Genomic DNA, 13054 nt, shown 5'->3' with positions numbered 1-13054 from the left:
TTACGTATGACGATTATCGGATAAGTATGAAGAAGAACTTGTTTTCTATTCACTTTGTCGATATATGTTAAAAAGCATTTTATAGAGGTGAACGAACAATTCTTCTACAGTTCATCTAAAAACCCTAATAAATACAAAGGTTAAGACTAATTATATGGCAAAGTCTCTGGTCATTGTCGAATCACCGGCAAAGGCGAAAACAATTAATAAATATCTCGGAAAAGATTTTATTGTTAAATCTAGTGTAGGCCACGTTCGAGACCTTCCAACGAAAGCTTTAGGCAAAGTTCCGCCTAAAAAACCGGCAAAAGAGCTAAAATTATTGTCAGAAAAAAAGCGTGAATCGTATTTACGCGAACATGAATATCGCAAATTAGTTGATCGTATGGGCGTTGATCCAAAAAATGATTGGGAAGCCCATTACGAAGTCCTTAACGGTAAAGAAAAAGTCGTTAATGAACTTAAAAAGTTAGCCAAAAATGCTGACACTATCTATCTCGCAACGGATTTGGATAGAGAAGGGGAAGCCATCGCTTGGCACCTACAAGAATTGATCGATGATCCCACAAAAGATTATCAGCGTGTGGTGTTTAACGAAATCACCAAAAACGCCATTCAAGAAGCCTTCTCTGAACCCGGTAAAGTCAACGTTGAGCGGGTAAATGCGCAGCAAGCTCGTCGATTCCTCGACCGTATTGTGGGCTTTATGGTGTCCCCATTATTATGGAAAAAAGTCGCTCGAGGCTTATCCGCTGGTCGTGTTCAATCTGTTGCTGTACGCCTTGTCGTTGAGCGTGAACGTGAAATTAAGGCCTTTGTACCCGAAGAGTTTTGGGACGTGCATGCCGACCTAGTCACGGCAAAACAAAGTGACCTGCGTATGCAAGTTGCTAAACATAATGACAAAGCATTTAAGCCAGTCAATAAAGCACAAACGGATGCGGCATTATCCGATTTAGAAGGGGCTGATTATAAGGTTGTTAGTCGTGATTCAAAGCCGACTCAATCTCGCCCATCAGCACCTTTTATAACCTCAACCTTGCAACAAGCGGCCAGTACGCGCTTAGGTTTTGGTGTGAAAAAAACCATGATGATGGCTCAGCGCTTATATGAAGCCGGTCACATTACGTATATGCGTACCGACTCAACCAATTTGAGCAAAGAAGCGGTCGATGCTTGTCGTGATTATATTGTTGATAATTTTGGTGATAAGTACTTACCAGAAAATGCCCTGAAGTACGGCAGTAAAGAAGGTGCTCAAGAAGCTCACGAGGCGATACGCCCGTCAAATGTGCTACTTAAATCAGAGTCTTTATCTGAAATGGAACGTGACGCACAGCGCTTATACGAGCTTATCTGGCGTCAGTTTGTCGCTTGTCAAATGACACCTGCAAAATACGACGCGAGCACCATTCGTGTATCAGCCAATGGTTATGAGTTGACTGCAAAAGGCCGCGTGTTGAAGTTCGACGGTTGGACTAAAGTACAAAACCCTCAGCGTAAGAAAGGTGAAGAAGACTTCTTGTTGCCGGATGTAAAAGAAGGCGAAAGTCTTAACCTTAAGCAACTTGAACCGAAGCAGCATTTTACTAAACCTGTGGCTCGCTTCAATGAAGCATCCTTGGTAAAAGAACTGGAAAAACGCGGCATTGGTCGCCCATCAACCTACGCTAGTATCATTTCTACGATTCAAGATCGCGGCTATGTGCGCCTTGAGAGTAAGCGTTTCTATGCTGAAAAAATGGGTGAGATAGTCAATGACCGCTTGCTTGAAAATTTTGATAATCTGCTGAGCTTTGATTTCACCGCCAAGATGGAACAAGAGCTAGACGAAATTGCCAACGGCAAAGTCTCGTGGAAAGACGTACTCAATGATTTTTACGGTGATTTTGAACAAAAGCTGCACCTAGCGGAAAAAGATCCCGAAGACGGCGGTATGCGCTTGAACCAAGCGGTACCAACGGACATTGCATGCCCTAAATGTGGCCGCCCAATGAACGTGCGCACCGCCAGTACCGGTGTGTTCTTAGGTTGCTCTGGTTATAACTTACCGCCTAAAGAGCGCTGCACCGGCACCATGAACCTCACCTCTGGTGACGAAGTTATCAAGGTGGATGACGAAGAAGAGCTTGAGACTGAGTTACTGAGAGCGAAGCGACGTTGTCCAATTTGTGCTACCGCCATGGACAGCTACTTAGTGGATGAAACGCGTAAGTTACACGTGTGCGGTAATACCCCTACGTGCCCTGGTATCGAAGTTGAAGAAGGCACGTTTAAAATCAAAGGTTATGACGGTCCCATTATCGAGTGCGATAAATGTGGTTCAAACATGGAGCTTAAAAACGGTCGCTTCGGAAAGTATTTTGGTTGTACTAACGAAGAATGTAAGAACACCCGTAAGTTATTGCGAAACGGTGAAGCTGCGCCGCCTAAAGAAGACCCAGTGGATTTGCCTGAATTAGAATGTACTAAGTCAGATGCGCACTTTGTATTGCGTGACGGCGCCTCAGGTATTTTCATGGCAGCGCATAACTTTCCTAAATCACGGGAAACTCGTGCGCCGCTTGTGGCTGAATTAGCGCGCTTTAGGGATCGCATTTCACCTAAGTTTTATTACTTGGCGGATGCGCCGGCTAAAGATCCCGACGGTAACGACACGCTCGTGCGCTACAGCCGTAAAACCAAGCAACAATATGTTATGAGTGAAAACGAAGAGGGCAAAGCCACTGGTTGGTCCGCTTGGTACACAGATAATAAATGGACGGTAGAAGATAAGCGTAAAAAAGCAAAATAGCGCTTTTGAAACCCAGTCTTCATTACTTATAATAAAGTACTGATTTCCCATAATAAAAAGCCGGTAACTTATCCTTGCCGGCTTTATGCATTCTACAAAACCAATAGGCACGAGTATGGCATTGTCACTCCAAGAACAACTTTTACAAGCAGGCCTCGCAGATAAGAAAAAAGCGAAGCAAGTGCGCCAGCAAAAACACAAACAAGCAAAAGAGAAAAAAAATCACAACGTTCAACAAACGAACGAAAGTAAAATTGCCGCTGAAAAAGCCGCCGAGCAAAAGAAAGCCCGTGACAGAGAGTTGAACCAAAAGGCCAAAGCTGAAGCAGAGAAAAAAGCGGTCCAAGCACAAATTGTGCAGATGATTAACGTGAACAAACAATCGCGTAAAGTGGGTGATATTGCGTGTAACTTCAGTGACAACAAGGTTATAAAGCGTATGTATGTTGATAAAAACATCCATACCCAAATTACTCAAGGCCAGCTTGCTATCGTCAAACTCAATGACGTTTATGAACTGATCCCCATGCCCGTGGCGGATAAAATCGCTGAGCGTGATGAAAGTTACGTGCTGTATCGCGCCGATATTCTGCCAGAAGAAAAGGCCAAGAACAGTGAAGATGAAGACTGGTACGCCGACTACGAAATCCCAGATGATTTGAGTTGGTAACAGGGGGGAATGCTCAATAGCGCTATCTGTGGATAGCGCTTTTTGGTTATTGTGGGGCAGGTTTGCGCAACAGCAACTTAGTTAAGATGACGTTATGTAAAGTGGTGCGCCGGGAGTCCGTCGCCGGCTTTACTTTACAGTTACTAAATGATTCCTATGACGATATAACAGCCTAGTAGTCTTACTCGTCACGGGTTTTTACCAGCATGATTTTAAAGCCATTAAATTGCTTACCCATGATGTTTTTCATGGCGAAGATGCCAAAAAATATTCCAAGAGCGGCACCGAACCCTTGAATGTAAGGGGTAAAAGGCTCAATAGATAAGCCAAGAAAGGCCAGCGCTAAGCCGATAGAAAAACCGAAGAGTACGGCAGTGGGTACCGTCCAAATCAAAAACCGCCAAGCCCAACTCCACCAAATGCGCGCTGCTTGAACCCAAGTTACTTTCACTTCTTCCATGATCCACCTTTGACTTTAAGAGTGTGTAGGTTAAACGCGATTAGCTAACGGGCTGCCTTCAAATACAATTATTTAAGCTACTTCTTCAAAAAATCGGTCGATCATTGCCAACGCTGATTGGTTATAGCCCACACGAGGCTCAAGCGGCGCGTCTTTGGGGCGAATACCGAGTTTTATACCGACAATCGAGTTCTCCGTTAATGCGTCTCCACAGGCCGCTAGCGAGCGATGGATTTCTTCTTCTGTCAACAATGAATGCTCAGCACCAAATTCAACAGTCGAGTTTTTCGATGCAGGCATGTGGGTGTCTTTCCAAATGCCATAAGGTGATTCCTGGTCTGTGACACCGGAGAACATCAAGCCTTTCAGCAAACCGTGAGCCTTAACGTGTTTAATGTGCGTTAACACGCCTTCAGTGCTCATGCTTTCAATGGCTGAACGCCCCCAGTTAATTAGCAACCCAAGGTTTGCATTCTTTGATGCATTAAGTTCGTTTAAGACCGCTATTTCATCGTCCAGTGACAAAAAGCCCTTCGCGTGCTCGTGCTCAGGTACAAGGGCGTCGCAGTGTTCAATGACGATATCAGCACCGTGCCAATCCCAGCTGAGCATGGTTTCTAGTGAAGCCTGCAAAGATTTCGCCGAGCCCTCGGCTTTGCTTCGATCTGGAGCCGTTTGTATTTCAATGGCTTTAACAGCCTTTCGCCCAAGGCCTTTATTTAACTTGCCAATGGCGCCACAGGCTTTTTGCATAAAGGCGAGGGCGTCTTGGCGACCGGCTTCATCATCTGATGCGATGCCAAAGCGAGGGTTTTTACCCAATGCACCCATGGTGCCCGGTACGCAAGTGAATACAAATTGCCAATCAGGGCTTACGTTAGCAATAAACCAGTCGTCATCATGGGGGTGCAACGAGCCGGTGAACGGGTGTTCTAAACCTTGTACATTTTTAAGCGCTTTTAACTGACTAAAGTAAGCGTGTTCAGCTTCAGCATCCCACTGTTCCCACGCGGGCGAGGTGGCGTAGGAGCCTACAAAATAATTCATGTGAATTCCTTTTTGAAAAGTGAAGGTAAACAGTTATTTATCCCCGACTTTAGCACGAAGCCGCAAGGTTGCGAATAGCCATACGAATAGTAAATGGGTAAATGTTTTAACGCAGTTTCTCGCCTTTTCACTGAAGTTCAGGTGAACAGTATTTGTTGGCTTAGGGTTTGCTAGTGAAGAGTTAATAAACATGTAAAGTAAACCGATTTTTTACTCACATGTAGATTACATAACCGGATTAGCATGGTTAAGAACGGCCATGGTTGAACACTTAGGAATGAATACGATGGAAATTCAACAATCAAAAACATCCTTATTTGATTATCTAAACAACTCCAGCGATGCTGATGCGGCATTACAAAGTGTGGTGGATGCCCAGAAAAATAATATTTCTGCTGGGTTGTCTGATGTGCAAAGTAATCTTGCAAATGGAAACATTGATGATGCGTTAGAGCGTTTGAAATCAGGCGAGAACGGCATAAATCTACAAACGCTAGATAATATGCTTAGCTTTAACATGCGCGGGGTCGCTGAAGATCTCACTAATACTGCGAAAAATTTAGGTCTTACGTTTGATGTTAAGCTCACCCAAGAAGAAGGGGCGTGGGTTGTTAGCAGCGAGCATGAGCCTGAGCACAAGGGCCTCGCCCAGCTTCAACAATACCTCGATAGAAATCCTAGGCTGCAAAGTAAGTTAGATGATGTAAATTCGTTGTCAGAGTTTTACGAACTAGGACAGTCTCAGGAATATGCGAAACAACTGCAAGACGCTGACGTACATGAAGACGACGTAGTCACCTACCTAACACAAAGCCGAGAATATTTATTTTCACTGGACAGTTTTTATCTATCTGACGCGGGGCTATCGATAGCCTCTCGCGGGGAGTCAGAAGGCTTGTTTGAACAGGTGAAGAACTCGCTCGGCATAGGCACTTCCGAGATCTAGCTGTATATTTGTTTTAATTTTAAGCTGATGAGTAAGGAAAGTTCTTGCCGTAAATACCAATTTTTGCCGTTTATTGTTCGCTACAAACTCCAGTCTTTTTAAAATAAATATTGCCCTTCGCGTAATATTTTGACGACGTTGAGTCTCGACACGCATATTGAATTCTGTATGCGCTACTTAAAGCTTATCGCTATTTGTTTTATTTTTAGTCTTCCTTTATCCGCCTATCAGTAACTTAGCAGATCCATAAAAGAAAAATTTATACTTAGGTATATGCTTGATTTTTTTCAAATATGTCTATGCTTTAAGCATGTAATGTTTGATGACTTGAGTTAAGTGTATGTCCGGTAAAAATATCCCTCAAATTCCCCCTAATGAAAATTTACAAGGTTACACGACAAAGTTATCGGCCGTTTTAAATACAGTGATTGACGGCATCATTACAATTGACCATCGCGGGGTCATTGATAGCTTCAATCGTTCGGCCGAAAGAATATTTCAATACGATGCAATTGAGGTCATTGGATGTAATGTGAAGATGCTGATGCCAGATCCTTATCATGGAGAGCATGACATCTATATTGAAAACTACTTGTCTACGGGAGATAAAAACGTGATAGGTGCAATTCGCGAGGTTCAAGCAAAGCGAAAAGATGGCACCGTATTCCCCATGGAGTTGAGCGTAAACGAGATGTCGATTTCAGGGGTTAAGATGTTTGTTGGGACTATTCGCGATATTTCAGATATAAAAAATGCAGAACAATCATCTAAAGACAGCCAAGCTTCACTGCAAGCCATTGTTGATAATACCGTTGATGGACTGATTACGATTGATAGACGCGGCTGCATAGAGACCTTTAACCGAGCTTGTGAGGTACTTTTTGGTTATGAAGCGAAAAATGTTATTGGTAAAAATGTGAAGGTATTAATGCCTGAACCCTACCGCGAAGAACACGATGGATATTTGCAAAATTACTATACCAGTGGTACTCGGAAAGTCATAGGTATTGGTCGCCAGGTTGAGGGTAGAAAGAAAGATGGAACTGTTTTTCCGATGGATCTTTCCGTCAGTGAGGTAGAGGTTAAAGGACGAACTATATACAGCGGTATCATTCGAGATATCTCCGATATCCAAGAAGCGCAACTACGTTTAGCCGCGGTGCTAGATAATACTGTCGATGGTTTGATTACCATCAATGAATATGGAATTATCGAACATTATAACAAAGCGTGCGAGGTTATATTCGGCTTCACAATGATCGAGACGGTAGGCAAAAATGTGAAGATCCTTATGCCTGAGCCTTACCACAGTGAACATGATGAATATTTAAGTAACTACCATAAAACAGGAGTTAAGCGTGTCATAGGAAGTGGCAGAGAAGTGGTAGGCCTAAGAAAGGATGGCAGCACATTCCCCCTCGATTTGTCTGTTAGCGAAGTCAACGTTCATGGGCGCAAGCTTTATAGTGGTATCGTTCGTGATATTTCGGTGCGTAAAAAAACGCAGGCCGATATTAAAAAAGCGAATGCTGAGCTTGAAGAATTCGCCTACAGAACCTCTCATGATCTTAGATCACCGCTCATATCTTCTATTAGAATGTTAGATTTAGTCAACGAGGATCTAAGGGAAGGCCAAACAGATGACTCTTTGGAAAAGATCGCTTTAGTTCAAACTTCACTCGGGAAGCTTGAAACGCTTGTCAAAGATATCCTTGTGTTGACAAAAGTGAGACATGCTCAAGAGGAATTGATAGAGGTGAACGTAAAACAAACGATCCACGAGGCAATTGGCAAAATTAAGGGCATGGATAATTTCGAAAGATTAAAAATTGATTTCGACCTGAGTGCACGTAATACATTGTGTTTACCAAAGACACTTTTTGCACTAATTGTTGAGAACTTATTATCTAACGCAGTTAAATATCAAGATATTGCGAAACCTAAATCGTATATAAAAATTAAGACTTACAACATTTCAAAACGATTTATATTAGAAGTATCGGATAATGGTCTAGGTATACCTAAGAAACATCAAGCAAGTCTTTTTAGTATGTTCAAACGTTTTCATCCTAAAACCTCATTTGGTTCAGGCCTAGGTTTATACATGCTTAAAAATACCATTGAGCGCCTTGAAGGCGAGATAGTATTTACGGATGAGGATATGGATACGAAATTCATCGTAACCTTGCCAATGACAAACTAACCCGATAATAAAACTGCGATATTAAAGAGTGAATAGTGATTATGAAAAAGCCTTCTATTCTCATTGTAGATGATAGTGAAATTGAACAATTCTTACTCAAGAATATGATAGAAAAGTACGATACTGAAATAGCGATACATCAAGCATACGATGGTGAAGAGGCGCTCTCTATTTTAGAAGGGCTAGCTACGCCACCGACTTTGATACTGTTAGATATTAATATGCCGGGTATGAATGGTCACGAATTCCTAGATAACTATGAACTTCAACAGAACCATTGCGATACGATAGTTATGTTATCTTCCTCAGAAGAAGCAAGTGATATTCAGCGGTCTCTTTCACATACCTGTGTTAAAAGATACGTAAGCAAACCCTTAGTCATTGAGGATTTGGAATTCATGGTCAAGACTTTTTGTCAGACGTGACCATTAATATAAAATACTTAGCTGCGTATACACATATTCTATAACTGGGCTTCTTAAGCACAGCTTCTAAGACGCGGTCTAGTGTTATGTTTGTTATAAACAAGCCGGTGAGGTTTTTCTGAGCCTCCACTTATTATTCTTAAGATAACTCCTGAACAACCTAAAACGTTGCTAGCGCAATCCTCGCTCGGTCGTTAAATACGTTGCAAAGCTGCCCAGCCAATGGCTGCCCATATAGTGCATATCGTGAATAACGGAATTTATGCCCGCTTGGTGGTGATTCCGGGCTGCACTTTGGATAGCGGCTACTCGTTTATCGTTTGCTGGCAGCGCAGATGCAATCCCCTCTAGCATCCACGCTCGGCTCAGGTTTAGGCCATCTAAGTGTGCGAGTTTTCCGTCACTTTTATCTACGACAGTGGCTACGCTCATCCAATGGCTGTCTCCGTTTTGCGGAATCGACGGCAAAAATGATGTTAACCAAGTCGCATATTCGCTGGGCGGTAAAATGCGGCGCATTAAATCCGCTTCTGCAATGCAAGGTGATAAGAAATCTTGGCCCGATGGCTCATATGCTAATGGGCAATTAACATCATTGGTGTATAAGCGACTCACGGTGCTTTTAAGCAGCTGATTAAAGACCGTATTGTTCGCTGTTTCACTCCAGTCTAACATTAGGCCAAAGGCAAACGCGGTTTGGCTGTGCTCGCCCACACGGATCGGAAATGACAACTTGGGGAGCCAGTCACCAACGTTCGCGACGATTTTATCTTCCAGCGGCATAAGCGTTGCTAACCATTTTTTCGCCTGGGGGTCGTCCCATTCACGTAATTCACTGGTTAGCTGTAAGAACCACGCCAAGCCATAAGGGCGCTCAAAACTGGTGCCTGTATCTTCACGGTTAAAATAAGCCAGTTCACCCTGAATATTCGCTTGGCTAAAGCTTTTATTCAAACTTGCAATTATATCCTGATAATGCTCTGAGTCTGGGTACTGACTGGCAATACGTGCCAGCAACCAATGGCCATGTACAGATGAATGCCAATCGAAACAACCGTAAAAAGCAGGGTACAACTCTTTTGGCGTTTTAACGTCGTCTTTGCTCGTCATCATGTGCTTAATGATGTTGGGGTACTCTTTGTGTACGCACTCAAGGGCAAGTTCGGCGAAACGATCGGTCACTTGGTCTTTGCTCGGCGCTATTACTTGGTCATTTTGCGCTGCGAAGGCGATGCCACAGTACATAGCAATCGACAAACTCATGGCTTTGATTTTCATAAAGAATCTTATTTTTCTCAAATAGTTAAGCGCAGAATACGCGTTGTGTATGAGGGTTGCAAACCTGCAGCGTTGGCGACTAGCAAAAAAAATTATCAATGAAAGATCACATGAGCAACTCTGCAAAGAACAGCAATGCACTGTGAAATACGATGATGAACCTATAAACCGCTTAAGCGTATAAGCGTTAATTCTTAATGCTGCGCATATGTTCCTACTGGCAAATATGCATTCACAACTTGCGTCAAAACAATAAAGCTGGGTAAAATACTGTATGAACTACTGTATGAAAATATTGGCCTGTTGAAATAGGCGATAAGCAATAGATAATAGAAAGTGAGCGCGTCACCCATGAATCTTTTTAAAATTAATGAAAATGACAGCTGGCAATCGGTAAACGATGGCGTGATGGGTGGTGTATCAAAGTCACAGTTATCCCATGTTGATAAACTCGCCGTGTTTAGCGGGCATGTTTCACTTGAAAACAATGGTGGTTTTGCATCCGTAAACCGGCGAGTATTTGTATCTAACGTGCGCGATGAAACCCAAGTGTCGATTCGTGTGATGGGTGATGGCAAGCGCTATCAGTTTCGATTGAAAGCAGCTAGTGAAAAAGGTGCGCCGTCTTATGGTGTCGGGTTCACCACTGAAGCAAATGAATGGCAAACATTCCACTTTAAATTGAGTGAGTTTAAGGCAACATTGCGCGGCAAAAAAGTGCTTGATGCCCCACCACTGAATTGGTTAGAAGTAAAACAGCTGGGATTTTTGATCAGCGATCGCCAAGAGGGTGATTTTTGTTTATTGATTGACAGTATCACTCTTGATGAATGATAAGACTGCCACCGCAAAAACCCCTATACCTCAATAGAACGTAACCTATATGCAAAGTCCTGTGAAATCAGCCCTAATACTGCCTGAGAAATACTACCTCGACCATTTTAACGAGTTCCTCGCTTATACGCAGACCCATTGCGCTGCATTATTACTGCCAGCCCATCACGATTTTATTCAACGCTTTGAGCAAATGGCACACAACACCCAATGCATGTTTGTGCGCGTGGTCAATCGTAAAGGCTCGTTCATCGCCTGCAGCACGTTAACCTACGGGGAAATTGAGGACTGCCAACGGGCGCTAGCGTTACTCACTGAGTGTGGCGTGTTACGTTCGATTGTCGCCAGCGATGTTAGTACATTGCTCGATACGCTGAACAAAGCGCAATTGGTCGAATTATTAAGCTCACAACAGGTGACGTTTAAAAAAAGTGCTGCCAAAGCCGTTTTATTAACGCTAGCCCGAGCGCTTAGCGCTGATGCAATCACCCAACATACCTTATGTGATGATTTCAAAGTAAAGACGTTCGTTAATGAGTGGCAATACTTACTGTTTTTATTCTTTGGTAATCTCAATAGCGCACTAGACAAGTTTTCCATGCGGGACTTAGGCGTCCTTAAAACCCGCAATAAATCTAAGCAACAAGGCCCGCGCTTTGACGGTATTGAAGAAGCCCAAAGTGCCTTCTATTTTGCCCAGCAAAAACAGCGTTTAGGGTTTCTGTGCCCTGAAGGGCTGATTGCATTGGCGCAACAGCAAGAATTACAACAAACGCCCATTGGGGCTACAGCCAATGAATATGCTGCACACTTTTGGTACGAGATAGGCTGTGCCTTATTAGCCATTGATTGTGAGAATGCCAAAACACAAGCGTTGGCATTTTGGCGTTTATCCTCACACCAAAAAGCACAAGAGCGCTTGATCAGAGAAACCTATAAATTTGATAAAGAGCGCGCCAAGTTGGCCCTTGAAACGTTACTTGATGCACCGAAAGACGACGAACTAAGTTTGTTTGCGTTTGATTTTTACCAACGTAAGTTCAATCAAGCAAAGTTAAGCGTTCGTACCCAGCGTTTACGCGAGCATAGTCACAAACTTTACATTGATGAAGTCTACAAAGATCGCGTGGAATTAGGCGTAAAACGCTACTACGAGGGGCAAAACCTGTGCGTCGATAATACTGTGCCTAGGGAAAAACAGCAAAGGGAGCTTCAGAGCGAACCTCTAGAGCAAAACCCTGTGCAACCGCTGGCAAACATATTCGCTTACAGAACCGAAAATCGCTTATTCAGGGCGTTATTTGGTTTAACGTTTTGGCATGAATTGTTTAATGAGGCCGAGCGCGCAACAGGGTCAGAGTTTGACCGCAGACCACGTCTGATAAAAGAAAACTGTTTGTATGATGAGTTAGGAGCTCAGGTGGAAGCGCGTTTAGCGCTGTTCACTCAATCTCAACGGCAAGCCCAATATCAGGTAAGCAGGCCAACCAGCCATGCCATGACATACCTGACGCAAGTTGCAAGTCGTTACTATGGTCAGCCTAACGGTATATTCCGTTGGAACCCTAAAATGCTTGAAATCATCAGTGTATTCTTGCAACACGTAAATGGACAGTGGGTAGCAAACCACTTAAGAGCAATGGCGAAAAATTACCAAGGGTTAAAAGATGGTTACCCCGATTTAATGGTGATTGAAAATCAGCAACTGCGCTTTGAAGAGGTAAAAGCGCCGGGGGACCAACTTCGCGCCAATCAGCTGGTGAGCATCGACGCACTGCAAAATGCCGGGTTTAACGTCGGGGTTTGTCAAGTAGAGTGGCGTTATAACCCCCGGCAACCCTATGTTGTGGTTGATGTTGAAACCACAGGAGGTTGTAAGCCAGGTCACCGCATTACAGAGATTGGTGCCGTTAAAGTCATAAACGGTAGAGTAGTCGACAGCTGGAGTAGCCTTATCAACCCTGAGCGTCGTGTACCCCATTTTATTACCCGTTTGACGGGGATCAGTAATGATATGGTCGAAGACGCACCGCTTTTTTGCGAAGTGATAGATGATTTAGAAGCGTTTATGCAAGACTGTATTTTCGTGGCACACAATGTGAATTTCGATTATGGATTTTTCAAGCTGGAATACGGGCGATTAGAAAGAGCGTTCTCTATGCCTAAGCTCTGTACGGTGCGTGAAATGCGCAAGTATTACCCAGGCTCAAAGTCTTATTCGTTAGGTAAATTAACCAAAGAATACGGATTGTCTCTTGATAATCATCACAGAGCTTTGTGTGATGCTCAAGCTGCCGCTGAACTACTGATCATGGTGAACGAGAAAAAACACACTGTATAGGGTTCGCTTAGCATTAGTTCGCGAGCGCATTTACTGTTGGATTTTAAGCATGGTGT

10 protein-coding genes are annotated in these 13054 nt (G+C 43.4%); 7 read left to right on the top strand and 3 right to left on the bottom strand.

What is annotated here, in order from left to right; genetic code table 11:
* Positions 1-154 precede the first annotated feature (154 nt).
* Together topA and GMES_RS01845 are read left to right on the top strand one after the other, a co-directional pair.
* Positions 155-2794 carry a type I DNA topoisomerase gene (gene topA, locus GMES_RS01850; RefSeq protein ID WP_006990851.1) on the top strand — a complete coding sequence of 880 codons (2640 nt, stop codon included), beginning with the start codon at positions 155-157 and terminating at the stop codon, positions 2792-2794.
* A gap of 115 nt (positions 2795-2909) precedes the next feature.
* The gene (locus tag GMES_RS01845; RefSeq protein WP_006990850.1) at positions 2910-3464 is read left to right on the top strand and encodes a DUF2058 domain-containing protein; all 555 of its coding nucleotides are present in this window, start codon (positions 2910-2912) and stop codon (positions 3462-3464) included.
* Positions 3465-3645: 181 nt separating this feature from the next.
* Here the strand turns inward: GMES_RS01845 and GMES_RS01840 are convergent, their stop codons facing one another.
* Together GMES_RS01840 and GMES_RS01835 are read right to left on the bottom strand one after the other, a co-directional pair.
* Positions 3646-3924 carry a hypothetical protein gene (locus GMES_RS01840; protein WP_006990849.1) on the bottom strand — a complete coding sequence of 93 codons (279 nt, stop codon included), beginning with the start codon at positions 3922-3924 and terminating at the stop codon, positions 3646-3648.
* A gap of 72 nt (positions 3925-3996) precedes the next feature.
* Positions 3997-4971 (bottom strand): DUF4862 family protein, encoded by a 975-nt coding sequence (locus GMES_RS01835; protein ID WP_006990848.1) that lies wholly within the window; start codon positions 4969-4971, stop codon positions 3997-3999.
* Positions 4972-5257: 286 nt separating this feature from the next.
* On the opposite strand from GMES_RS01835, the gene GMES_RS01830 reads away from it, so the two are divergent.
* The 3 genes from GMES_RS01830 to GMES_RS01820 all read left to right on the top strand — a co-directional run bounded on the left by GMES_RS01830 (position 5258) and on the right by GMES_RS01820 (position 8545).
* Entirely contained in the window at positions 5258-5917 is a 660-nt protein-coding gene (locus GMES_RS01830) for a hypothetical protein (RefSeq protein ID WP_006990847.1), read from the top strand.
* 340 nt (positions 5918-6257) lie between these two features.
* Positions 6258-8120 carry a PAS domain-containing sensor histidine kinase gene (locus GMES_RS01825; protein ID WP_006990846.1) on the top strand — a complete coding sequence of 621 codons (1863 nt, stop codon included), beginning with the start codon at positions 6258-6260 and terminating at the stop codon, positions 8118-8120.
* A gap of 41 nt (positions 8121-8161) precedes the next feature.
* Positions 8162-8545 carry a response regulator gene (locus GMES_RS01820; protein ID WP_006990845.1) on the top strand — a complete coding sequence of 128 codons (384 nt, stop codon included), beginning with the start codon at positions 8162-8164 and terminating at the stop codon, positions 8543-8545.
* Between the two features lie 171 nt (positions 8546-8716).
* On the opposite strand, the gene GMES_RS01815 is transcribed toward GMES_RS01820, so the two are convergent.
* Complete coding sequence (locus tag GMES_RS01815) at positions 8717-9823, bottom strand: DUF2891 domain-containing protein (protein WP_006990844.1); 1107 nt, start codon at positions 9821-9823, stop codon at positions 8717-8719.
* Positions 9824-10174: 351 nt separating this feature from the next.
* Here GMES_RS01815 and GMES_RS01810 point away from each other — a divergent pair, with 351 nt between their 5' ends.
* Positions 10175-10657, top strand: a complete 483-nt coding sequence (locus tag GMES_RS01810; RefSeq protein WP_006990841.1) for a CIA30 family protein — start codon at positions 10175-10177, stop codon at positions 10655-10657.
* 49 nt (positions 10658-10706) lie between these two features.
* On the top strand, positions 10707-12998 hold the full coding sequence (locus GMES_RS01805) for an exonuclease domain-containing protein (protein WP_006990840.1): 2292 nt from the start codon (positions 10707-10709) through the stop codon (positions 12996-12998).
* The last annotated feature ends 56 nt before the right edge of the window (positions 12999-13054 follow it).

It is taken from the genome of Paraglaciecola mesophila KMM 241 (assembly GCF_000315015.1).
Taxonomy (GTDB): Bacteria; Pseudomonadota; Gammaproteobacteria; order Enterobacterales; family Alteromonadaceae; genus Paraglaciecola; species Paraglaciecola mesophila.
This window is presented reverse-complemented; position numbering and strand designations above follow the sequence as displayed.

Excerpts from the sequence above, each read along its gene's own strand:
- topA (WP_006990851.1), top strand. The coding sequence starts at position 155 with ATGGCAAAGTCTCTGGTCATTGTCGAATCACCGGCAAAGGCGAAAACA.
- GMES_RS01845 (WP_006990850.1), top strand. The coding sequence starts at position 2,910 with ATGGCATTGTCACTCCAAGAACAACTTTTACAAGCAGGCCTCGCAGAT.
- GMES_RS01840 (WP_006990849.1), bottom strand. The coding sequence starts at position 3,924 with ATGGAAGAAGTGAAAGTAACTTGGGTTCAAGCAGCGCGCATTTGGTGG.
- GMES_RS01835 (WP_006990848.1), bottom strand. The coding sequence starts at position 4,971 with ATGAATTATTTTGTAGGCTCCTACGCCACCTCGCCCGCGTGGGAACAG.
- GMES_RS01830 (WP_006990847.1), top strand. The coding sequence starts at position 5,258 with ATGGAAATTCAACAATCAAAAACATCCTTATTTGATTATCTAAACAAC.
- GMES_RS01825 (WP_006990846.1), top strand. The coding sequence starts at position 6,258 with ATGTCCGGTAAAAATATCCCTCAAATTCCCCCTAATGAAAATTTACAA.
- GMES_RS01820 (WP_006990845.1), top strand. The coding sequence starts at position 8,162 with ATGAAAAAGCCTTCTATTCTCATTGTAGATGATAGTGAAATTGAACAA.
- GMES_RS01815 (WP_006990844.1), bottom strand. The coding sequence starts at position 9,823 with ATGAAAATCAAAGCCATGAGTTTGTCGATTGCTATGTACTGTGGCATC.
- GMES_RS01810 (WP_006990841.1), top strand. The coding sequence starts at position 10,175 with ATGAATCTTTTTAAAATTAATGAAAATGACAGCTGGCAATCGGTAAAC.
- GMES_RS01805 (WP_006990840.1), top strand. The coding sequence starts at position 10,707 with ATGCAAAGTCCTGTGAAATCAGCCCTAATACTGCCTGAGAAATACTAC.